The 22,088-nt window shown below is 70.9% G+C and carries 19 protein-coding genes and 3 pseudogenes; 10 read left to right on the top strand and 12 right to left on the bottom strand.

Going from position 1 to position 22,088, the window contains the following annotated elements; all coding sequences use genetic code 11:
* Positions 1 to 124: 124 nt before the first annotated feature.
* Positions 125 to 1,138 carry a helix-turn-helix domain-containing protein gene (locus tag GLX30_RS35890; protein ID WP_159687807.1) on the bottom strand — a complete coding sequence of 338 codons (1,014 nt, stop codon included), beginning with the start codon at positions 1,136 to 1,138 and terminating at the stop codon, positions 125 to 127.
* 365 nt (positions 1,139 to 1,503) lie between these two features.
* Between GLX30_RS35890 and GLX30_RS13305 the strand changes: the two genes are divergently transcribed.
* Both GLX30_RS13305 and GLX30_RS13300 read left to right on the top strand, forming a co-directional pair.
* Positions 1,504 to 2,130 carry a DUF1707 domain-containing protein gene (locus GLX30_RS13305; protein ID WP_159695014.1) on the top strand — a complete coding sequence of 209 codons (627 nt, stop codon included), beginning with the start codon at positions 1,504 to 1,506 and terminating at the stop codon, positions 2,128 to 2,130.
* A gap of 188 nt (positions 2,131 to 2,318) precedes the next feature.
* Positions 2,319 to 2,672, top strand: a complete 354-nt coding sequence (locus tag GLX30_RS13300) for a WhiB family transcriptional regulator (protein ID WP_159687804.1) — start codon at positions 2,319 to 2,321, stop codon at positions 2,670 to 2,672.
* An 89-nt stretch (positions 2,673 to 2,761) separates the two neighbouring features.
* Here the strand turns inward: GLX30_RS13300 and glpX are convergent.
* Positions 2,762 to 3,792 (bottom strand): annotated as a pseudogene (gene glpX, locus GLX30_RS13295) (class II fructose-bisphosphatase).
* 136 nt (positions 3,793 to 3,928) lie between these two features.
* On the opposite strand from glpX, the gene GLX30_RS13290 reads away from it, so the two are divergent.
* A complete protein-coding gene (locus GLX30_RS13290) occupies positions 3,929 to 4,495 on the top strand; it encodes a DUF4245 domain-containing protein (protein WP_159695013.1) in 567 nt (188 codons plus the stop codon).
* 136 nt (positions 4,496 to 4,631) lie between these two features.
* On the opposite strand, the gene GLX30_RS13285 is transcribed toward GLX30_RS13290, so the two are convergent.
* The 4 genes from GLX30_RS13285 to GLX30_RS13270 form a co-directional block, all read right to left on the bottom strand.
* On the bottom strand, positions 4,632 to 5,222 hold the full coding sequence (locus GLX30_RS13285; protein ID WP_159687801.1) for a malonic semialdehyde reductase: 591 nt from the start codon (positions 5,220 to 5,222) through the stop codon (positions 4,632 to 4,634).
* A 123-nt stretch (positions 5,223 to 5,345) separates the two neighbouring features.
* Complete coding sequence (locus GLX30_RS13280) at positions 5,346 to 5,579, bottom strand: exodeoxyribonuclease VII small subunit (protein ID WP_159687798.1); 234 nt, start codon at positions 5,577 to 5,579, stop codon at positions 5,346 to 5,348.
* Between the two features lie 54 nt (positions 5,580 to 5,633).
* Positions 5,634 to 6,842: an exodeoxyribonuclease VII large subunit gene (xseA, locus tag GLX30_RS13275; protein WP_159687795.1), complete on the bottom strand. Its 1,209-nt coding sequence runs from the start codon at positions 6,840 to 6,842 to the stop codon at positions 5,634 to 5,636.
* Between the two features lie 107 nt (positions 6,843 to 6,949).
* Complete coding sequence (locus GLX30_RS13270; RefSeq protein ID WP_244258132.1) at positions 6,950 to 8,332, bottom strand: APC family permease; 1,383 nt, start codon at positions 8,330 to 8,332, stop codon at positions 6,950 to 6,952.
* A gap of 86 nt (positions 8,333 to 8,418) precedes the next feature.
* On the opposite strand from GLX30_RS13270, the gene GLX30_RS13265 reads away from it, so the two are divergent.
* On the top strand, positions 8,419 to 9,414 hold the full coding sequence (locus GLX30_RS13265) for a 4-hydroxy-3-methylbut-2-enyl diphosphate reductase (RefSeq protein ID WP_159687792.1): 996 nt from the start codon (positions 8,419 to 8,421) through the stop codon (positions 9,412 to 9,414).
* Between the two features lie 30 nt (positions 9,415 to 9,444).
* Complete coding sequence (gene ppgK, locus GLX30_RS13260) at positions 9,445 to 10,185, top strand: polyphosphate--glucose phosphotransferase (RefSeq protein WP_159687789.1); 741 nt, start codon at positions 9,445 to 9,447, stop codon at positions 10,183 to 10,185.
* Between the two features lie 61 nt (positions 10,186 to 10,246).
* Here ppgK and GLX30_RS13255 read toward each other — a convergent pair whose 3' ends face one another.
* Positions 10,247 to 10,720, bottom strand: a complete 474-nt coding sequence (locus GLX30_RS13255) for a DUF6542 domain-containing protein (RefSeq protein WP_244258446.1) — start codon at positions 10,718 to 10,720, stop codon at positions 10,247 to 10,249.
* A gap of 302 nt (positions 10,721 to 11,022) precedes the next feature.
* On the opposite strand from GLX30_RS13255, the pseudogene ychF reads away from it, so the two are divergent.
* A pseudogene (ychF, locus tag GLX30_RS13250) lies at positions 11,023 to 12,110 on the top strand (redox-regulated ATPase YchF).
* A gap of 318 nt (positions 12,111 to 12,428) precedes the next feature.
* Here the strand turns inward: ychF and GLX30_RS13245 are convergent.
* Both GLX30_RS13245 and GLX30_RS13240 read right to left on the bottom strand, forming a co-directional pair.
* The gene (locus GLX30_RS13245; RefSeq protein WP_159687783.1) at positions 12,429 to 13,073 is read right to left on the bottom strand and encodes a hypothetical protein; all 645 of its coding nucleotides are present in this window, start codon (positions 13,071 to 13,073) and stop codon (positions 12,429 to 12,431) included.
* A gap of 13 nt (positions 13,074 to 13,086) precedes the next feature.
* Positions 13,087 to 13,917, bottom strand: a complete 831-nt coding sequence (locus GLX30_RS13240; protein ID WP_244258445.1) for a polymorphic toxin-type HINT domain-containing protein — start codon at positions 13,915 to 13,917, stop codon at positions 13,087 to 13,089.
* 246 nt (positions 13,918 to 14,163) lie between these two features.
* Here GLX30_RS13240 and GLX30_RS13235 point away from each other — a divergent pair.
* A pseudogene (locus tag GLX30_RS13235) lies at positions 14,164 to 14,661 on the top strand (C-terminal helicase domain-containing protein); the annotation flags it as partial.
* A gap of 28 nt (positions 14,662 to 14,689) precedes the next feature.
* Here the strand turns inward: GLX30_RS13235 and GLX30_RS13230 are convergent.
* Together GLX30_RS13230 and GLX30_RS13225 are read right to left on the bottom strand one after the other, a co-directional pair.
* Positions 14,690 to 15,169, bottom strand: a complete 480-nt coding sequence (locus GLX30_RS13230) for a hypothetical protein (RefSeq protein WP_159687777.1) — start codon at positions 15,167 to 15,169, stop codon at positions 14,690 to 14,692.
* A 168-nt stretch (positions 15,170 to 15,337) separates the two neighbouring features.
* Positions 15,338 to 16,435, bottom strand: coding sequence for a threonine synthase (locus GLX30_RS13225; protein ID WP_159687774.1), 1,098 nt, complete (start codon positions 16,433 to 16,435; stop codon positions 15,338 to 15,340).
* A gap of 191 nt (positions 16,436 to 16,626) precedes the next feature.
* On the opposite strand from GLX30_RS13225, the gene GLX30_RS13220 reads away from it, so the two are divergent.
* Complete coding sequence (locus GLX30_RS13220) at positions 16,627 to 18,207, top strand: S8 family peptidase (protein ID WP_159687772.1); 1,581 nt, start codon at positions 16,627 to 16,629, stop codon at positions 18,205 to 18,207.
* 326 nt (positions 18,208 to 18,533) lie between these two features.
* Positions 18,534 to 19,613 carry a DUF4190 domain-containing protein gene (locus GLX30_RS13215; protein WP_159687769.1) on the top strand — a complete coding sequence of 360 codons (1,080 nt, stop codon included), beginning with the start codon at positions 18,534 to 18,536 and terminating at the stop codon, positions 19,611 to 19,613.
* A 102-nt stretch (positions 19,614 to 19,715) separates the two neighbouring features.
* Here the strand turns inward: GLX30_RS13215 and GLX30_RS13210 are convergent, their stop codons facing one another.
* On the bottom strand, positions 19,716 to 21,083 hold the full coding sequence (locus tag GLX30_RS13210; protein WP_159687766.1) for a glycoside hydrolase family 18 protein: 1,368 nt from the start codon (positions 21,081 to 21,083) through the stop codon (positions 19,716 to 19,718).
* 238 nt (positions 21,084 to 21,321) lie between these two features.
* Between GLX30_RS13210 and GLX30_RS13205 the strand changes: the two genes are divergently transcribed.
* On the top strand, positions 21,322 to 22,074 hold the full coding sequence (locus GLX30_RS13205; protein ID WP_159687762.1) for a GntR family transcriptional regulator: 753 nt from the start codon (positions 21,322 to 21,324) through the stop codon (positions 22,072 to 22,074).
* Positions 22,075 to 22,088: the final 14 nt, after the last annotated feature.

The following is a 22,088-nucleotide window of genomic DNA, read 5'->3' as shown; positions in this document are numbered from 1 at the left end:
GAACGGCCGTCACACTGGCAGGTGATGACGCTCTTTCATCAGCCCTCTCAGCTGTCGCGTTGACGTCCTGTCGCAAATGCGACAGCCTCTCCGACCGCCGTCCCCGCCGCCTCGTGGGACCGGGTCACACGCCGTCGCGCGACACCTCTCCGGCATCTCGGGCACACGGCTCGATCCAGCCGAGACGGGCGGCCTGCCAGCCCAGTTGGAAGCGTGACTGCACCCCGGCCAGAGCGATGAGGCGCTGTACGCGCCGCTGCACCGTGCGCATGCTCACGCCCCACTGCGAGGCGATGGCCTGATCGGTGCAGCCCGTCAGCAGCAGCGAGAGCAGTCGCCGGTCGGACGCGGAAAGCGGCCCTTCAGGAGCGGCTGCAAGGGCCGCGGGCACCGGCAGGGCCGTCGCCCAGATCCGGTCGAAGAGCCAGTTGAGGGCCTCCAGGAGGATGCCGGTGCGCACCACGAGGCCCACCGGCGCCCCCGGGGCCTGCCGGCGGGGGAGTGCCAGGGCGATGCGCCGGTCGGCGATGACCAGCTTCAGGGGGATCTCCGGCGTGACACGCATCTCCTCGCCCAGGGCCGCCCACTCCTCCAGCAACAACGGGTTGTCCGCGCTGTCGAGTTCGAGCGTGGCCCGCTCGTACGCCGCCCGGTAGCGCACCCCGGCCCGCAGGGCGTCCCGTTGGCCGGTGTTGTCCGAGGCGGTCACCACCACGGCCGGGCCGGCGACCAGGCTGGACACCTCCTTGGCGCCGCGCTGGATCTGGCGGTAGCGGTCCGCTATCGCGGCGGCCCCTTCCAGGGCCTCCACGGGCTCGGCGCCCGAGCCGCCCTGGCCGTGTGCGCGGTGCTCGGCGGCGAGGCGTTCGACCGCGAGCTGCACCCGGCGGACCTCGTCCAGGCGTTGAAGCACCATCAGGTTCAACGTGACGTCGGGCGGCGCGGCGTGGTAGCCGGCAGACCGGCCGGGGCGCCGGGTCACCAGCCCTTCCGCCTCCAGCCGGGCGAGTGCCGGGATCACCTTCTCGGCGGCGATCCCGGTGCGGGCCGCCACGGCCGTCGCGTCAATGGCCGGAGCTCTCAGCAGGCAGACGTAGACCTGCTCCTGCACGGCGTCGAGTCCCAGACTTTCGAGCATCGCCCCGCCTCCTCATCACCCGCCCTGCCCGGTGCTCACGCGGTGGGGCCCGACGGCTGGACCTCCTCGCACGCCGAGCGCCGGCGGTCGTGCTGTGTGCGGCGGGCCCCGTGCGGGACACTGCCAGAGGCGGATCCGGCGCAGACTCCGGAAGGCGCGGCGGGTTCCCGCCAGGCCGGTTTCCGCCAGACCTTCGGTGGCGGCGCGCGTGACGGCCGGCGTCCGGGCGGGTGGCCGCCTTCGTCCGGAACGGCGTGGGCCACTAGTCGCGATCTATCGCGTTTCGCTAGGCTGGTGCCGTGGACCTCGACAAGCATGATTCAGCGGCCTCCGGCCGCGGGGAGCCCCAGAAGCCGGCCGCCCCGCTGGACCCGGGTGGCGCCATCCGTGCCTCCGACGCCGACCGCGACCGGATCGCGGACATCCTCCGCGACGCCCTGGCCGAGGGCCGGCTGGACGCCGAGGAGCATTCGGAGCGCATCGACGCGGTCTACCGGGCCAAGACCGTGGGCGAGTTGGAACCGATCGTGCGGGACCTGCCCGCCTCCGGCCGGCGGTCCGACGACGCCGCCGCTCGCGTCTACGACGACGGGGCGGACCCGGGCGGCCCGGCGGAGAACCTCGTCGCCGTCTTCTCCAGCTCGACCCGCAAGGGTCGTTGGCGCGTGGGGCGCAGGACGAACGCCTTCTCGCTCTTCGGGAACATCGAGATCGACCTCACCGAGGCGCTCTACGGGCAGCGGCTCTCCGTGATCAACGCGACCTCGATCTTCGGCAACGTCGAGGTGCGCGTCCCCGAGAACATCTCCCTGCGCGGCAGCGGGACCGGCATCTTCGGGAACTTCGAGGTGGTGACGCTGGAGGCCGCGGATCCCGAGGCGCCGGTGGTCGTCGTCAACGGCTACACGATTTTCGGCAATGTCGAGGCGAAGCCGAAGCGCGGCCGGCGGATCTCCGATCTCCACGACCGGCTGCGCAAACACCTGCGCTGACGGGTTCACCGGCGACGGCCGGCCACCGTCGCGCGCGGCGGGGCCTTGGGGGCGCTTTCGCGTCGCACGCGCCGATCCGCAATTCCGTGCGTCGGAACTCAGTGCCACTCAGTGCATAGGCGTGCGCACAGCGGGTAGGGACTGCTGCATCGTCTCTCGCTCGCGAATCCCGTCGTCAGGAGTAGACCGTGCTGCAACTGCCGCATCAGTCCCTGCAGGTGGCCGCCGTGCCGCACCAGCGCATTCCTGCCCGGGAGGACCAGGCAGGTCCCTGGCACGCGGAGGCGGTGTGCCGCCGGGACGAGGCGGGACTGTTCTTCGCGCCCTCCAAGGAGCCGACGGCCGAGCGGCTGTCGCGTGAGGAGGCGGCGAAGAGGGTCTGCGCCCGTTGCCCGGTGATGGTGGAGTGCCGGGAGCACGCACTGCTCCAGCCCGAGCCGTACGGCGTGTGGGGCGGCCTCACCGCGGCGGAGCGCCGCGTGGTGCTGGCCCGTCGCAGGCGGCGCGACGTCGAGGTGAAGAAGTCCGCTTCGGCGGCCTGACCCGGACGACGGCACGGAAACGGGGCGCCCCCGCACATAGGGCGCCCCTTCCGCTTGTCTGCTCTCGGCCGGCGACGCCGGCCCGAGGGCTACTGCGCGCGGTCGAAGTCGATCTGGCTGTACGCCCGGAGCTTCGACAGCCGGTGGGTGGAGTCGATCTGCCGGATGGTGCCCGACTTGGAGCGCATCACCAGGGACTGGGTGATCGCGGTCTCCGCGCGGTAGCGGACGCCACGCAGCAGCTCGCCGTCCGTGATGCCGGTGGCGACGAAGAAGACGTTCTCGCCGGAGACCAGGTCGTCGGTGCTCAGGACGCGGTCGAGGTCGTGGCCCGCGTCGATCGCGCGCTGCCGCTCGTCGTCGTCCTTCGGCCACAGCTTGCCCTGGATCACGCCGCCCAGGCACTTGATGGCACACGCCGAGATGATGCCCTCGGGCGTACCGCCGATGCCCAGCAGCAGGTCGACGCCGGTGCCCTCCTTGACGGCCATGATCGAGCCGGCGACGTCGCCGTCCGAGATGAACTTGATCCGCGCTCCGGTCTCGCGGATCTCCCTGACGATCCCCTCGTGGCGGGGCGGTCGAGGATGACGACCGTGACGTCCTCGGGCGAGGAGTGCTTCGCCTTGGCGACCCGCCGGATGTTGACGGACACGGGGGCGTTGATGTCGACGTAGTCGGCGGCCTCGGGGCCGGTGACCAGTTTGTCCATGTAGAAGACGGCGGACGGGTCGAACATGGTGCCGCGGTCGGCGGCGGCGAGGACGGCGATGGCGTTGGGCATGCCCTTGGCCGTCAGCGTGGTTCCGTCGATCGGGTCGACGGCGATGTCGCACTCGGCGCCGGTCCCGTCGCCGATCCGCTCGCCGTTGAACAGCATCGGGGCCTCGTCCTTCTCGCCTTCTCCGATGACGACGACGCCGTTCATCGAGACGGTGGAGACGAGGGTCCGCATGGCCTTGACCGCGGCGCCGTCGGCGCCGTTCTTCTCACCACGCCCGACCCAGCGGCCGGCGGCCATGGCGGCGGCCTCGGTGACCCGGACGAGCTCCAGGGCGAGGTTGCGGTCGGGGGCCTCGGGGGAGACCTCGAGCTGGGACGGCAGATGATTCTCGGTCATCGGAGCGCACCTTTCTGTACGACGACGGCCGTAAATAAAGAGGGTGGGGCGACTCTATCGGTACGTCGACATATTGAGCAGAGGGGGCCACGGATGAGCAGACCTGCCGGATGCGAACATGGTGGACGTGGCAGGTATGCGAGGCAAGCAGACGATCCGGGGCATGTTCCAGTCCATGGCGGTGATCGGCGTCGTCGTGGCGGGCATCTACATGCTCGTTCCGCACGACGAGAACGCCGATCCGATCAGGACGGTCGACTACCGCGTCGAACTGGTGACGGCGCAGCGTGCCGCCCCGTACCCGGTGGTGGCACCCGACGGGCTGGACAAGGGGTGGCGGGCCACCTCGGTGACGTTCGAGCGGGAGAAGGCCCACGCCTGGCACCTCGGCTTCCTCGACCCCCAGGACCAGTACGTGGCGGTGGAGCAGTCCACGGCCCGGCCGGCCGACAAGTACGTCCGGGAGGTCACGCACGACGCCGTCAGGACGGAGCGGACCGAGCAGGTGGCCGGGCGGGCCTGGCAGTTCTGGGACGGGCCGAAGTACGACGCCCTGGTGCTGACGGACGACAGCGCGACGACGGTGGTCACCGGCACGGCGGGGCCGGAGCGGCTCGCCGAGATGGCGGCGGCGCTCAAGGCCGGGGAGCACGCCGGCACGGCTTCGCCCACCCCGTCGGCGAAGCCCTCCGCCGGGTCCTGACCGCCGGGAACGCGAGCCGCGCGCGGCGCGGCCGCGGCTCGTACGGCGAAGGCCGCCGCACCCGGGTGGGTGCGGCGGCCTTCGTGTGCTCTGCGGGGCCCGCGTGTGCCTGTGCGGGCCCGTGGAGGCGCGTCGCTCAGACGGTGGTGACGACGTCCTCGTACGACAGGCGCGGGGAGCGCGGGAACCAGGCGTCGTCACCCGGCTTGCCGATGTTCACGACCATCAGCGGGGCGTGGTCGTCGTCCAGGAACTCCTTCTGGATGCCGGCGGCGTCGTAGCCCGTCATCGGGCCGGCGGCCAGGCCGGCGGCGCGCACGCCGACGATGAAGTACGCGGCCTGCAGGGCGGCGTTCAGGCCGGCGGCCTGCTCGCGGACCGGGCGCTCGCTGAAGAACATGTCCTTGGCCTGCGGGAAGTGCGGCAGCAGCGACGGCAGCTCCTCGTGGAACTCGTTGTCGGCCGCCAGGATCGCGACCAGCGGGGCGGAAGCGGTCTTCGCCTGGTTGCCCTCGGCCATGTGGCCGACGAGGCGCTCGCGGGCCTCGTCGGAGCGGACCAGCACCACGCGCAGCGGGCTCTGGTTGAAGGCGGTCGGACCGAACTTGACCAGGTCGTAGATCGCCTGGACCTGCTCCTCGGTCACCGGCTCGTCGGTGAACGTGTTGGCGGTACGGGCCTCACGGAAGAGGAGGTCCTGGGCGACGGGGTCAAGAACGAGGGACATGGGGCGTACCTTCCGCGTGCATGAAAAAGCCTTACGGAGGCTGCCAACCGGGGCGCAGTGAATTAAATTTCAACTACATGCGGAATGTGTCCGTCCTCACATCGGGCCGCCCCGCCCGCTGCCTCATCCGCCGTCGGCCGCCCCGTCCTCGTCCGGCTTGGCCAGCGCCGCGTCCAGGCGCGCCCGCGCGCCTTCGAGCCAGTGCCGGCACACCTTCGCCAGCTCCTCGCCGCGCTCCCACAGCGCAAGCGACTCCTCGAGCGTGGTGCCGCCGGCCTCCAGCCGGCGCACGACCTCGATCAGCTCGTCACGGGCCTGCTCGTAACCGAGCGCGGCCTCTTCCGTCTTGGCAGCCATGCGATCCACCCTATGTATGAGAAACGACAACAGAACCGGCGCGCACCGCGGACGTCACTCGCCGACCCGCACCGAGAACTCGCCCTCCGCGACGCGCGCCCTCAGCGGGTCCCCCGCGGTGACCTCGTCCGGCGAGCGCACCACCGCCCCGTCGGCGCGCTGCAGCACCGCGTATCCCCGCTCGAGCGTCGCCGCTGGCGACAGCGAGACGACCCGCGCCCGGGTGTGCGACAGCTCCGAGTCGGCGCGGTCCAGCAGATGGCCGAGGACGCGCCGGCTCCGGGCGACCAGAGCGTCGACCTCGGCCGCGCGCTCGTCCACCATCCGCTGGGGCTGCTCCATGCAGGGCCTGGCGAGCGCGTGAGCGAGACCCCGCTCCTCCCTGTCCAGCAACCCCTGCACGGTGCGCAGCGCCCGGTCCCGCAACTGCCGTACCCGGACCAGCTCCTCACCCACGTCCGGGACGACCTTCTTGGCCGCGTCGGTCGGTGTGGAGGCGCGCAGGTCGGCGACCAGGTCCAGCAGCGGCGAGTCGGGCTCGTGACCGATCGCGGAGACGACCGGCGTCGAACACGCCGCCACCGCGCGCACCAACTGCTCGTCGGAGAACGGCAGCAGGTCCTCGACGCTGCCCCCGCCGCGCGCCACGATGATCACGTCCACGTCGTCCAGCGCGTCCAGCTCCTTGACGGCCTGGACCACCTGCGCCACGGCGTGCACCCCCTGCACGGCCACGTTGCGCACCTCGAAGCGGACGTGCGGCCAGCGCCTGCGCGCGTTCTCCAGCACGTCCCGCTCGGCCGCCGAGGCCCGCCCGCAGACCAGGCCCACCCGGTGCGGCAGGAACGGGAGCGACTTCTTGCGGTCCGGCGCGAACAGCCCCTCCGCGCCGAGCGACCGCTTCAACTGCTCCAGCCTGGCCAGCAGTTCACCGATGCCGACCGGCCTTATCTCGACCGCCCGCAGCGACAGCTGCCCCCGCGGCGCGTACCACTCCGGCTTGGCGTGCACGACGACCCGGGCGCCCTCGGCCACCACGTCGGCGACGGCGTCGAAGACCTGCCGGAAGCAGGTGACACCCACCGAGATGTCGTACGACGGGTCGCGCAGCGTCAGGAAGACGACACCGGCGCCCGGACGCCGCGACAGCTGGGTGATCTGTCCCTCCACCCAGACCGCCCCGAGCCGGTCGATCCAGCCGCCGATGAGCCGTGACACCTCGCCGACCGGCAGAGGGGATTCCGCGGACGTGTCGATAGCCATAGGGCCGAGCGTATCGGCCGGGTCGGACAACTCCGGCGCCCCCGGACCGGACCGGCCGGCTTCCGATGCCTCCGCCGGGGCGCCGCGTCCCGGCCGAACGAGAGGCCCTAGCTCTCCCCGCCGGCCGGCGTCCCACGCCGCCTCCGCTGCACCGCCGACACGATCAGCCCGATCCCCAGCCACACGGCGCCCACCACCTGCGCCGACCTCGCCGCCTCCACGATCACCGCGATCAGCACGCCCGCGCCCAGCACCGGCACCACCAGATGCCGCAGCCGGTCCGGAGGGCCGTCCTGCCGCCGGACCACGAACCAGCCCACGACGCTCGCGTGCAGCAGCACGAACGCGGTGAGCGCGCCGACGTCCACCACCGACACCAGGTGGTCCAGGCCGTCGGCCCGCCGCGCCGCCCACACCGCCGCGACCATCGTCACCGTCGCGGCGACCAGCAGCGCGAGCCGCGGCACACCCGAGTCCGTACGCGCCAGCATCCGCGGGAGACGCCGCTCGCGCGCCATCGCGAACAGCAGCCGACCGGCCGCCGCCTGCCCGGCGAGCGCCGCGAACGCGGCCCCGACCGCCTTGCTCACCGCCACCAGGTCGTGCAGCCAGGTGCCCACCGACGCGTCCACCGCGTCGTAGAAGGCCGACCCCTGCCGGGCGGGTTCCGCGGCCAGCTGCGTGGAGGGCACCGGTTCGAGCAGCGCCACCAGATACGTCTGGACGACGAACAGCACCCCCGCGAGCGCCAGGCAGAACAGCACCGCCCGCGCCACCTGCCGGGAGCCTCCGGTCACCTCCTCGGCGAACGACGCGATCGCGTCGAAGCCGAGGAACGACAGGACCGCCACCGACACCGCCCCGAGCACCGCCGCCGCGGAGAACCCGCTGTCACCGGTCAGCGGCGTCAGCCAGCCGCGCTGCGCCCCGTCCCGGGCGAGCACCGTGACCGCGGACACCACGAAGACGAGCAGCACCAGGATCTCCGCCGCGAGCACCGCGAAGCCGACCCTGGCGGCCGTCCGGACACCCCACAGGTTCAGCAGCGTCGTCACGACGACGGCGATCGCCGTCCACACCCACCGGTCGATCTGCGGCACCAGCGCCTCCATCGCGATGCCGGAGAACAGATAGGCGACCGCCGGGATCAGCAGGTAGTCGAGCATCGCCATCCACCCGGCGACGAAGCCGGCCCCCTCGCCGAGGCCCTTGCGGGCGTAGGTGAACACCGAGCCGGCCTGCGGCGCGACCCGCACCATCTGCGCGTAGCTCATCGCGGTGAAAGCCATGGCGACGGTGGCGACGACGTAGACGAGGGCGACGGCGCCGCCCGACTTGGCGTCGAGGGTGCCGAACACGCCGACGGGCGCCATGGGCGCGATGAACAGGAGCCCGTAGACGACCAGGTCACGGAAGCCCAGGGTGCGCCGCAGCTCGCCTCCACCGGGCACCTCCCCGGGGCCGGTCTCCTGGGTGGTGGCTCGTCGCACGGGGTCCTCTCTCGCTCGGAGTACCGCCAGTCTGCTGCCGGTGTCCGATCAAACCCCTCATCGGCGTGGCCCTTACGATGGGGCACATGACTGCTACGCCTCCTGCCCGACGCGTCCTCCTCGCCGCTCCCCGCGGCTACTGCGCAGGTGTGGACCGTGCCGTGATCGCCGTGGAGAAGGCCCTGGAGCAGTACGGGTCGCCCATCTACGTCCGCCACGAGATCGTCCACAACAAGTACGTCGTGCAGACACTCGAGAAGAAGGGCGCGATCTTCGTCGACGAGACGGCGGAGGTCCCCGAGGGATCCATCGTGATGTTCTCGGCGCACGGAGTGGCCCCCACCGTCCACGAGGAGGCGGCGGAGCGGAGGCTCGCGACGATCGACGCGACGTGCCCGCTGGTCACCAAGGTCCACAAGGAGGCCGTGCGGTTCGCCCAGGAGGACTACGACATCCTCCTGATCGGCCACGAGGGCCACGAAGAGGTCATCGGCACCTCCGGCGAGGCGCCCGACCACATCACCCTGGTCGACGGCCCCGAAGACGTGGCGAACGTCGAGGTCCGCAACCCCGACAAGGTCGTCTGGCTGTCCCAGACCACCCTCTCCGTCGACGAGACGATGGAGACGGTCGGCGCCCTGAAGACCAAGTTCCCCGGCCTGATCTCGCCGCCCAGCGACGACATCTGCTACGCCACGCAGAACCGTCAGATCGCCGTCAAGCAGATGGGCGCGGAGGCCGACCTGGTCATCGTCGTCGGCTCGAAGAACTCGTCGAACTCGGTCCGCCTCGTCGAGGTCGCCCTGGGCGCCGGCGCCCGCGGCGCCCACCTGGTCGACTTCGCCGACGAGATCGAGGAGGCCTGGCTGGACGGTGTCTCCACGGTCGGTGTCACCTCGGGCGCGTCCGTGCCGGAGGTGCTGGTCGAGGGCGTGCTGGAGTGGCTGTCGCAGCGAGGCTTCGAGGACGTCGAGATCGTGAAGGCCGCCGAGGAGTCGATCACCTTCTCGCTGCCGAAGGAGCTCCGCAGGGACCTGCGCGCGGAGGCCGCCGCGATGTCGGCCGATCCGTCCGGGCAGTGACGCTCAGCTCGGCCCCTTAACGTTGTGTCCATGAACGTCTTCGGAGTTGACATCGGCGGGTCCGGGATCAAGGGCGCTCCCGTGGACCTGGACCGCGGCGATCTGGCGCAGGAGCGCCACAAGGTCCTGACACCGCAGCCGTCGACGCCGGACGCCGTCGCCGACGGCGTCGCGGAGGTGGTCGGCCACTTCGGCTGGACCGGCCCGGTCGGCATCACCTTCCCCGGCGTGGTCACCAGCGGTGTCACGCGCACCGCGGCCAACGTGAACAAGGGCTGGATCGACCAGGACGCGGCATCGCTCCTCAGCGGCCGCCTCGGCGGTCTGCCCGTCACGATCCTGAACGACGCGGACGCGGCCGGTGTGGCGGAGATGACCTTCGGGGCCGGGCGCGGACGTAAAGGCACCGTCATCATGCTCACGTTCGGCACCGGCATCGGCAGCGCGCTCTTCGTCGACGGCCGGCTGGTCCCGAACACCGAGCTCGGCCACCTCGAACTGGGCGGCCACGACGCGGAGAAGCGCGCCTCGACGAAGGCCAAGGAGGACGCCGACCTCACCTGGCAGCACTGGGCGCGGCGGGTGCAGAAGTACCTGGCGCACGTGGAGATGCTGTTCTCGCCGGAGCTGTTCATCGTCGGCGGCGGGGTGAGCCGCAAGGCGGACAAGTTCCTGCCCCTGATCGAGGGCGTGCGCGCGGAGATCGTCCCGGCGGAACTGCAGAACAACGCGGGGATCGTGGGCGCGGCGATGGCGGCCGCCGGCCGGTGAGCCGTACCGGGGCCCGGCCGTGGCGAGGGCCGCGGTGGCGGGCCCCTGCCCCGGTCGCGCCTCAGCCGCGGCGGCCGGGGCCCTGCGGCCCGCGCCCGCGGCGGTGCCGCCGCGTCATCGTCCGCACCTTCCGTACGCAGGTGATCACCCCGGCGACCAGCGTTCCGCCGTACAGCCATCCCGCGTGCACGGCGAGCGCCGTCACCACGGCCATCGTCTGCCCGCCGAACCCGCCGCTGCCGCCGGAGAGCGGCACGATCCCGACAGTGAACGCGATCGGCACGATGATCGGCGCGCTGACCAGGTCGGCCTCCCGCACCCACAGCGCGGTGAGCGCGCTCACGGGCAGGAACATCAGCCCGTAGAAAATCGCGGAACCGTCGAACAGCAACTCGTCGAGAGCGCCGAGGGCCAGCATCGTGGCGGCGGCGAACAGCCCCGCGCCGAGACCGGTCAGCCGGGGGTTCGGCAGCCGGCGCAGCGCGAGCACCAGAGGAGGGACCGGGCGCGGCGGGCGGGCCGGCACCGGATACACGGTGGCGTCGGCGAGCGTGCCCGGTGCCGGGAGGGGAGCCGGCGGCTGCTGCCGCGGCTGGTTGCGACCTGTCCTGTGCTGCTCCACCCGCACAAACTAGGTCGCCAAGAGGCACGAAACCGTCACTAGACACGCCCTTTGGACGACCTTGGGGCTGCGTTCGACTCCGGGCGGGCCCGCGACGGCCGCAGCGGGCCGTCGCAGGTCCCTCCGCCGCGCCCGTAAACTGGTGGATCGGCCCCACCCACCGCGGGCCGCAAGGCCCCGCCAGTCATCACCCTCCACGTCAGGAAGTCGCCAACGTGTCGCTCACGATCGGAATCGTCGGTCTGCCGAATGTCGGCAAGTCGACCCTGTTCAACGCCCTGACCAAGAACGACGTGCTGGCGGCCAACTACCCGTTCGCCACCATCGAGCCGAACGTGGGCGTCGTCGGCGTCCCCGACTCCCGCCTCCCCGTCCTCGCGGAGATCTTCGGCTCGCAGCGCGTCCTCCCCGCCACGGTCGACTTCGTCGACATCGCGGGCATCGTGCGCGGCGCCAGCGAGGGCGAGGGCCTGGGCAACAAGTTCCTGGCGAACATCCGCGAGTCGGACGCGATCTGCCAGGTCATCCGCGCCTTCAAGGACGAGAACGTCGTGCACGTCGACGGCAAGGTCTCGCCGAAGGACGACATCGAGACGATCAACACCGAGCTGATCCTCGCGGACCTCCAGTCGGTGGAGAAGGCGGTCCCGCGCCTGACGAAGGAGGCCCGCCTCCAGAAGGACAAGGTCGCCGTCCTCGCGGCGGTCGAGTCCGCGCAGAAGATCCTCGAGTCCGGTCAGACGCTGTTCTCCGCGGGCATCACCAAGGGCACCGAGCAGGGCGACCTGCTCCACGAGCTGCACCTGCTGACCACCAAGCCCTTCCTCTACGTCTTCAACGTCGACGAGGACGAGCTCGTCGACGAGGACTTCAAGAACGAGCAGCGCGCCCTGGTCGCCCCGGCGGAGGCGATCTTCCTCAACGCGAAGATCGAGTCCGAGCTGATCGAGCTGGACGACGACGAGGCGCTCGAGCTCCTCCAGTCCATGGGCCAGGACGAGCCGGGCCTCGCGACCCTCGGCCGGGTCGGCTTCGACACCCTGGGCCTTCAGACCTACCTCACGGCAGGCCCCAAGGAGACCCGCGCCTGGACCATCAAGAAGGGCGCCACGGCCCCGAGGCGGCCGGTGTGATCCACACCGACTTCCAGAAGGGCTTCATCAAGGCCGAGGTCATCTCCTTCGCCGACCTGGTCCAGACCGGCTCGGTCGCCGAGGCCCGCGCGAAGGGCAAGGCGCGCATGGAGGGCAAGGACTACGTGATGCAGGACGGCGACGTGGTGGAGTTCCGCTTCAACGTGTAGCGGACGCCTTGTCGCCACGTCGGCGATTTGGCCGACATGCAGGTCAGAAAGGGACCGGCCTTACGAGGTCGGTCCCTGGTCTTTCTGTGCGGGGGGCATGCTGGGAAGGGATGACAGCGTCCGTGCTGGGACGTGCATCGTCCAGAGTGCGGCGGCAGGAAGTGCACTTGTCCGGACTGATCCGACAGCCACGCCACGACCTGAGAGCATCCGCCCGAGCGGCATGGCCAGGGTGCGGAAGAGCGGTGCGGAGGACGAAGACCCGAGGGCGGTACCCGTGGAAGACCGGATGCCGCCCTCGGTGGTACTGCTCAGCGGTCAGTCCACGCGCGGCATGAGCTGCAGAGTGCCGTCATCGACAACGAACTCGTTGTAGCCGAATCTCTCGCCCAGCTCGCGGTACCGGAGGTGCTGCGAGTCGCTGATCGGAATCAAGTACGCCTTGAGGACCCGTAGGAAGAGTCTGAACCCGAGGTCGGGGTCGACCTCGGTGACGACCCGTTCCAGCGACGGGACCACTTCCGGAACCGCGTAGTAGGGGTGGTCGGCGGTGGTGTGCTCCAGTTCCGTTGCGATGGTTCGCACCTCGGCGAGGACCGCGTCCCTCAGTTCCGGACCCCATGCGGGCACCGGCGGGTGAGCAGCGAAGCGCGGTTCGTCACGGCGGATGCGTTCCTCGCAGACGTCCACGATCTGTCGGAGCCAGTCGCGTCCGTCCATCCATCGCTCCTCCGGGACGAACTTCGAGCGCACGGCCGCACACGACAGGATGTCGATCACCCTGGTCGGCAGGGGTGACTCCAGCAGCCTGAGGGCGTCTTCCCGGAGGGTGGGTGCGTAGGCACCCTCCCCCCAGTCCGCGGCATCCACGGCGATTTCCAGCGGAGTGAACTCGAAGGTGCTGCCGTACCACTTGGTGAGGCCGCTGAGACCGAAGTCGACCCAGATGTCCTTACGATCCATTGCTAGGTGACTCTCATTCCGGGTGCGACGTGTAGACCATGTACCCGGGCTTGTGCCGGGACCTTTTCAGGGTGATGGAGACCCAGTTTCCGGCTTGGCGAGCATCCGCAACGCCAGTGTGAGGGTAGATGGTTCCCAGTGAGCCCGGGGTGTCCAGCTGGACCTTGAACGACTTGAGGTGCGCCGCACTCTCCGAGTCCTTGGGAGTGTTCTTCATCCACGTCTCCAGCTCCTTCCTGTGAGTCGCGTACCACTTCGCGAAGGCCGCGTCCACAGAGGCCTGGGCCGTTGCGAGGTCCTTCCAGACGCTCGTTACTCCCGGGTGGCCGGGGATCCGTCGCATGTCATCGATGGCCTTGTCAACGGCTTGCTGCGGGCTGGGGTCCACATGATCCCTGATCGTGTGGGCACCCCGGTCTCCCTCGTGCAGCGTGAGGTTCAGGCAGTTGTGGACGAGCACGCCGTCCGGCCGCTCACCCTTCGTGCGCACGAAGAAGGTGTGCAGGTCGTCGACGGTGAGGTCGTAGACCGTGCGCGGAGCCAGGCCCGAGCGGTCACGGAGGGCCGTCAGCGCGCGGACGGAGCCGTCCGGGGTGCGCAGACGGTCACCGACGCGCAGGTCGGAGACGAGCGTCCAGCCACGGCCGACGACGTAGAACTTGTGACCCGCGGTGCTGGTCAGCGTGCCGCCGCCGGCGATGGTGAGGTCGACCAGCCGCTGGGTGTCGTGCTGGAAGGTGTCGGTGACCTGCCGGGCCCGCAGCTTGCCGGACGCCGGGTCCGTGGCCTGGACGAGGTCACCCACGCCCACCTGGCTGATTGGCCGGTGTGAACCGTCCGCCATCAGTACGGGTGTCGCGGCGGGGAAGCTGTTGCGCGTGCAGGCCGTGAACGCGTCCTCGTAGACGTTCACCGAGCGTTCGAGCACGGCGAGGGTCGCGGGGTCCAGGTCGAGGGCCTTGAGCGCCTTGAACGCGTCACGGACGCCGACGCCGGTCTTCATGGCGGCGTCCAGGGCGCGGATTCCCTCGAAGACCTTGCCGAACGCCTTGCCGGGGATGAAGTTGGACGCGGCCCAGGCGCAGCCAGCGTGTTCGGCCCCGTCTCGGGGAGCGTGCCCGCCGCCCGCCGGCAGCAGCTCGTGGACGAGTTCACGGCGGCGCCCGGCCACGCGGTGCTGCTCGCGCAGATCGAGGCCGGTGGTGTGGGGCTCAACCTCCAGGCCGCATCGGTCGTCATCATCTGCGAACCGCAGGTCAAACCGACGATGGAGTATCAGGCGGTCGCCCGTGCCCACCGGATGGGCCAGGTCCGTGCCGTGCAGGTCCACCGGCTGCTCGCCACGGACAGCGTCGACCAGCGGATGCTGGACATCCTGGAGAGCAAGTCCCGCCTGTTCGACGCCTACGCCCGCCGCAGCGACGTCGCGGAGGCCACGCCGGACGCGGTCGACATCTCGGTCGGCTCGCTGGCACGCCGGATCGTGGAGGACGAACAGCGGCGCCTCGCGGGCGGGCCGGCGAGTGAGCCGGTGCCCCAGGACACGGCCGCAGCAGGAGCGCCGGCGCAGCAGCGGCCGGAGGTCTGACGGATCCCGGGGACCGGGGCAGCGGCCGCTACGTCGCGTTGAGCGCGTCGAAGCAGACGGTTCCCGTGGCCGGCGACAGCAGGAACCGGCCGGGGTACGCGCCGCCGGTGATCTCGTCGTCGAAGGCCTTGCTGTGCTGCCACCGCGCGTCCCCGGGCGCGAACCCGGCCAGCTGCTCGGGCAGTTCACCGAGCGGCTCCGGCCCGAACGCGCGCTGCGCGACCGAGGTCAGCCCGGCCGCCTTGCCGTCCGCGAGCCGGGCGAAGCCGACGACCCGGATGTCGGACGGGCCGGGCACCGACCTGCCGTCGTTGTTCTTCACCCGGTCGTAGCCGAGCCAGTGCGCGTCACTCAACGGCCCGAGGAGCGCGAACGCCTTCTCCAGCGGCTCCGTCTCCGTGCGGACCGGTCCCTCGTCCACACCGTCCTGCGGTTCCGTTCCGGAGCAGGCGGACGCGACCGCCCCGGCCGCCAGGACCAGTACGGCCCGCCGTGACACGTTCCGCATACCCGCCCCCTTGCCGACCGGCCGATCGTAGCGCCGCAACGGTCCGGCCGGGCGCTCCAGGAGAACGGGGCCCGCCCGCCGGGCGCTCCGGGAACACGGGGCTCCGCCGGCCGGGCCGTACGGGCGGGGTCCCGTCACCGGAGCGGGCCGGATTCCGCGGGGGACGCGTCAGGCCGGGGCCGTCCCCGTCTTGAGCCCCGCTCCGCACAGCGGTACGACCGCCGTGCGGTCGGTCCAGCCGCCGGCCGCCGCCCAGCAGGCCACACCCGTCGACTCGACGAACAGGCCCCGCCCCGCGAGGTCGCGCTGGGCCTGCCGGATCTCGTCCTCCGTGACGGTCAAGAACGTTCCGCCCCACTCCCGTACCGCTCGCAGGATCTGCCGTGCCCGCGGCGGGTTCGGGATGGCGATGCCCTCGGCGAGCGTCGGGCGGGCGGGGGAGCGCTCCAGCAGGTCGTCGGCGCCCGCGTGGAACGCCGCGGCCAGCGGCGAGACGGCCTCCGCCTGAACGGCGATCAGCGCCGGGCGGGATTCGATCAGCCCGTGCGAGTGGAGCTCGGTCAGTGCCTGGGCCGCGCCCAGCAGCAGCGTGCCGTTGCCGACGGGGACGACGATCGCCTCCGGCAGCCGGCCGCCGAGGTCCTCCCACAGCTCGTACACGTACGTCTTGGTGCCGTGCAGGAAGTAGGGGTTGTACACGTGGCTCGCGTAGAAGACCCCTTCGCCGGCGGCCGCGGCGCGGGCCGCCTCGGCCGTGGCCTCCCGGTCGCCGGGGACGAGTTCCAGCCGTGCCCCGTGTGCCCGGATCTGCTCGACCTTCTTGGCGGAGGTGGCCTCGGGGACGAGGATCGTGCAGTCGAGTCCCGCCCGCGCGCAGTACGCGGCGACGGCCGTCCCCGCGTTGCCGCTGCTGTCGGCGATCACGCGGCGCGGCTCTCCGGGCAGGCGCCGGGCGAGCTCGGCCAGCATCACCGCGCCACGGTCCTTGAAGGACAGTGTCGGCGTGAGGAAGTCGAGCTTCACGGAGACGGTCCCTGTGAGCGGGACGAGCGGGGTGCGGCCCTCCCCGAGGGACGTGAGGGGAGCGGTCAGCGGCAGCGCCTCCGCGTAACGCCACAGTGAATTCACCCGGCCCGGCAGTTCGGCGAGGGGGACCGGCGAGGCACGGAAGTCCAGGTCCCAGGGCCCGCGGCAGTCCGGGCAGCACCAGGTGGCAGAATCGACCGGCGAACTGATTCCGCAGTCGGGACAGCGGTACGTCGTCATGGTTCGTCAGCATGTCAGTTGTGTGGCGCGCTTGTTACCTGGCGGTCGGGCCTCTTGTGGGATTCCTATGGATCGGTCAATCTTTCGCTCGGTAGGCGTACGCACATGACGCGGATTTGGGGCCACGTCATTGGCATGCTCCTGTCGCAATCCCCCACAGCAACGCACCACCAATGAGGAGGACCCCTCACATGTCTGTGATGCGTGACTCGCGGCGAAGACTTGCCGCGGCCAGCGCCATATCCGTCGCCGCGCTCGCACTCGGCACGGTCTCCGCCCTTCCGGCCTCCGCCGCCCTGCCGGCGCCCACGGGCGTCATCGAGAACGCGGGCGCGCCGGGCGCCATCGAGGGCAGCTACATCGTCACCCTCGAGGAGTCCGCGGGCGACGCCGGTTCGAGGGCGGGCAAGCGCCTCGCGGCGAAGTACGGCGCGAAGATCGAGAAGACGTACAACGCCGCACTGAACGGCTACGCCGTCAAGGTGTCCGAGGCGCAGGCGAAGAAGTTCGCCGCGGACCCGGCCGTCGAGTCCGTCGTGCAGAACCGCGTTTTCAAGATCTCTGGTACCCAGCCGAGCCCGCCTTCGTGGGGCCTCGACCGGATCGACCAGAAGGCGCTGCCGCTGAACCAGAGTTACACCTACCCCGACACCGCCGGTGAGGGGGTCACCGCGTACATCATCGACACCGGTGTGCGCATCACCCACAGCGACTTCGGTGGCCGTGCCTTCAACGGCTACGACGCCATCGACAACGACAACACGGCGCAGGACGGCAACGGCCACGGCACCCACGTCGCCGGTACCGTCGCGGGATCCTCCTACGGTGTGGCCAAGAAGGCCAAGATCGTCGGCGTCCGCGTGCTCAACAACGCCGGCTCCGGCACCACCGCGCAGGTCGTCGCCGGCATCGACTGGGTGACGCGGAACGCCGTCAAGCCGGCTGTCGCCAACATGAGCCTCGGCGGCGGCATCGACACGGCCCTGGACACCGCCGTGCGCAACTCCATCGCCTCCGGCGTCACCTACGCGGTGGCGGCGGGCAACGACGGTTCCAACGCCTCCAACTACTCGCCCGCGCGCGTCGCGGAGGCCATCACCGTCGGCTCCACCACCAGCTCCGACGCCCGCTCCAGCTTCTCCAACTACGGCAGCGTGCTGGACATCTTCGCCCCCGGCTCGTCGATCAAGTCGGCGTGGAACACCGGTGACACGGCGACGAACACCATCTCCGGCACCTCGATGGCGACCCCGCACGTCGCCGGCGCGGCAGCGCTGTACCTGGCGCAGAACAAGACCGCGACCCCGGCGCAGGTGTCCACCGCCCTGACGACCGCCGCCACCAGCGGCGTCGTGACCGGCCCGGGCACCGGTTCGCCCAACCGTCTCCTCAACGTCGGCGACGGCGGCACCACCGAGCCGCCCACCGGCGACCGGTTCGAGAACCTCACGGACTACGCGATCAGCGACCGCTCCACCGTCGAGTCGCCGATCACCGTCAGCGGCGTCGCCGGCAACGCGCCGATCAGCCTTCGCGTGCCGGTCGACATCAAGCACACCTACATCGGTGACCTGCGGATCGACCTCGTCGCTCCCGATGGTTCCGTGTACAACCTCAAGGCGTACGGGTCCGGCGGCAGCCTCGACAACGTGATCACCACCTACACGGTGAACGCGTCGTCGGAAGCGGCCAACGGCACCTGGAAGCTGCGGGTCGGCGACAACGCGTCGTACGACACCGGGAAGATCGACTCCTGGGCGCTTCAGTTCTGAGTGAGTGGGCCCGCACAGCCCATGCGCCGTGAGGTCATGAGCCGATGACAGGCCGAGCAGGTGAGGGGTGGTCGCGTGAGCGGCCGCCCCTTCGCCGTGCCCTGCCGCGTACCCGCTCGCCGTGTCCCTTCGCCGTGCCCTGCCGCGTACCCGCTCGCCGTGTCCCTTCGCCGTGCCCTGCCGCGTACCCGCTCGCCGTGTCCCTTCGCCGTGCCCTTCCGCCGTGTCACGGCCGCCCCGCGGCGCTGTCCGTGCCGCGTCGTATCATTCGCGCGCCTGTTCACATCGGTGTGCGCGAGCACCGGACGACGAGGAGCACCCGCACCGTGGACCCATCCGCACAGGGCGGGCGGCCCGACCCGCAACTCCCGGCGTACCAGCAGCCGTTGCCCTGTCCGCCGCCCCCGCGGCCCGAGCCGGTGAACGGCCTCGCCATCACCTCGCTGGTCGTCGGCATCGTCTGCTGTCTGCCGCCGCTCGGACTGGTCCTCGGCACCGTCGCCCTCGGGCAGATCAGCCGCAAGGGCGGCCGGGGCAAGGGGATGGCGATCGCCGGCATCGTCCTGTCGGCCATCAGCACGCTGCTCGTCCTGCTCATGGTGGTGACGGGCGCGGCGGGTGACGCCTGGAACGGGTTCCGTGACGGCGTCGAGAGCGCCTCACGCTCGAAGAGCACCCAGGACCTGCGCAAGGGCGACTGTTTCAACGTGCCGGGAGGCGACCTGGAGCGGGAGGTCGTGAACGTCGACATCGTCCCCTGCGACCGGCGGCACGACGCCGAGGTGACCGGGATCCACCGGCTCGAGAAGTCCGACCCGGCGCCCGGCAGTCCGGCGGGGGAGGCGTTCACGGAGAATCGCTGCTTCGAACTCAACGACGCCTACGTCCGGGACTCCTGGGCGTTCCCGGACGACGTGGAGACCTACTACTTCGTCCCGACCGAGGAGAGCTGGGCACTCGGCGACCGCGAGGTCACCTGCACCCTCACCGGCGACGGGCTCACACGATCGCTCCGGGTGGGCCCCGACAGTCACGACCCCTCCCAGCTCTCCTACATCAACGCCGAGTACGCCGTGGAGAACGCGGCCTACGAGGAGCCGGACGCGGACTTCGCCTACGACCCGTCGCCGTACCGGAGCTGGGCGCGGAAGATGTCCGCCGTCCTGGCCGAGCGGGCGGTGGCCCTGCGCGACGGCTCCTGGCCCGAGGCCGCGTCCCCCTCACTGGCGGCGAGGGCCGAGCAGTTCGAGGCGTCCGGCAAGGAATGGGCCGTCGCCGCCGAGGTGGCGGACGAGGACGCCTTCTGGACGCATGTGACCGCCGCGGAGGAGGCGCTGACCACCGAGGCGCGGATCGCCGCCCGGGCCGCCCTGGGCCTGAGCACCACCCCGCCGCCGGAGGAGTAGGCGACCGGTGCGTGAACGCGTGCCTGTCCGGCACCCGCGGCGCCCGTCCCTGGCCGGGGCACGGCCCCGTACGGACGTGGATCCGCACGGGGCCGCGCCGGCTCAGCGGCGGCTCAGCCCGCCGTCGACCGCGGCTGTCAGCTCGCCGTCGGCGGTGTCCCCGTCGAGCGACCAGAACATCGCGCCGCCGAGACCACGGTCGCGGATGTAGGAGGTCTTGGCGCGCAGGACCGCGGGATCGTCGTACGTCCACAGGGTCGTGCCGTCGAAGAGCCACGCGTGCCCGTTGCGCCGGTCGCGATGGACCTTGTAGGCACCGGAGTCCGCGAGCTGCTTGAGAGCCTTGTAGTCCTCGTAGCCGGCCGCCCAGGTCGCCGGGGCGGGTGCCGCCGCCGGCCGGCCCATGCCGTCGCCCCCGCCGGTCACTCCGGTCCACCCCTGCCCGTAGAAGGGCATGCCGACCACCAGCTTGCGTGCCGGAGCACCGCGCCGCAGCCAGTCGCGGACGGTCTGGTCGACGCTGAAGTCCCCGCGGGCGTACAGCGCCGACTGCTGGGCGGTGGTCTTCTCGCCGGAGACGTGGAAGTCGTAGCCCTGGAGGTTGACGAAGTCGAAGTCCCGCATGATCTTGCGTACCTCGAAACCGGCGTCGATCTTTGCCGGCGCGGTCGGCACGAAGGCGGACAGCTCGTAGTGCTTGCGCTTGCCGCCCCTCGCCTGGTGCTGTGACCTGGCGTACGCGTCCAGCTGGGTGCGGAACTCGTGCACCAGCGCCGTGAAGTTCTGCTTGTCCTCCGGCCGGTACACGGTGTCGGCGTCGCCCTCGGAGCCCGGCCATTCCCAGTCGATGTCGATGCCGTCGAACAGGCCGGCCGCCGCGCCCTCGCCACCGCGCGCCCCGTCGGCCGGCAGATTGCCCTTGATGTAGAGGTCGATGCAGGACGAGACGAGCGCCTTGCGCGACTCGGGCGTCCGGGCAGCGTCGGAGAAGTGGGTGGACCAGCTCCAGCCGCCCAGCGAGATCATGACTTTGAGGCCGGGGTGCTCGGCCTTGAGCTCGCGCAGCTGGTTGAAGTTGCCGGCGAGCGGCTGCTCCGCGGTGTCCGCGACGCCGTCGACCGAGTCCTGCGCCTCCAGCGGCCTGACGTAGTCCGCCCAGGCGTCGGCCTCTCCGGGGACGTTCCCGGTGAAGCATCTGCCGTCGGCGTTCACGTTGCCGAAGGCGTAGTTGATGTGGGTGAGTCTGGCGGCCTGGCCGCTGGTGTCCATGTCCTTGACCTGGAAGTCCCGGCCGTAGATGCCCCATTGGGTGAAGTAGCCGACACGTTTGTACGACTGTTTGTGGTGGCCGTGGCCCCTGCCCCGGTCCGCCTCCTGGGCCGAGGTGGCGACGGCGGAGGGTGCGAGGGTGGCGACGAGCGAGAGCGAGCAGACGGCAACGGCCGTCCGGACAAAGGTTCTTCGACGCATCGGGCTCATTCCTGTGCGCGTGCCGGAAACGGGGTTCCGAGAACGGTGTCTGTGCGCAGGAACGTATTGGTATGGACCATTGCGGTCAAGGGGTACCGCGTACGGATGGCCCGTACCCGCGGTAAACCTCTGCTCAGCGGCAAATCATCACTTCGGGTGAAACGTTGGCCCACGCTTGCGGTCAACAACCGACGGTTGCGACGCTGTTGCAGTCTGTCAACCTGTTGGGGAGTGGCCAGTGACATTCGGTGAGCAGCCCGCCTATCTGCGCGTTGCGAGCGATCTCCGCGAGAAGATCGTGAACGGCTCGCTGCCGCCGCACACCCGCCTCCCCTCGCAGGCCCGCATCCGTGAGGAGTACGGCGTCTCGGACACGGTCGCCCTCGAGGCGCGCAAGGTCCTGATGGCGGAAGGCCTCGTGGAGGGCCGCTCGGGCTCGGGGACGTATGTGCGGGAGCGCCCCGTGCCGCGCCGGGTCGCCCGGTCCGGCTTCCGGCCGCCGTCGGGCGCCAGCCCGTTCCGTCAGGAGCAGGCGGAGGAGGGCGCCCGGGGGACGTGGGAGTCCAGCAGCGAGCAGGAGGCGGCGACCCCGGAGGTGGCCGCGCGGCTGGGCATCGAGCTCGGCGCCCGTGTGATGCGCACGCGCTACGTCTTCCGGGACGCGGGCGAGGCGATGATGCTCTCCACCTCCTGGGAGCCGCTCGAAGTCACCGGCCGCACGCCGGTCATGCTGCCCGAGGAGGGCCCGCTCGGCGGCTGCGGAGTCGTCGAGCGGATGGCCGCCATCGACATCGTGGTGGACAACGTGGTGGAAGAGGTCGGCGCCCGGCCCGGCCTCGCGGAGGAGCTGCTGACCCTCGGCGGCGTGCCCGGCCATGTGGTGATGGTCGTCGAGCGTACGTATTACGCCTCGGGCCGTGCGGTGGAGACAGCCGACGTCGTCGTGCCCGCGGACCGCTACCGCATCGCGTACCACCTGCCCGTGAGGTGACCCTTCTGCGGCGC

Source organism: Streptomyces sp. Tu 2975 (assembly GCF_009832925.1).
Lineage (GTDB): Bacteria > Actinomycetota > Actinomycetes > Streptomycetales > Streptomycetaceae > Streptomyces.
This window is presented reverse-complemented; position numbering and strand designations above follow the sequence as displayed.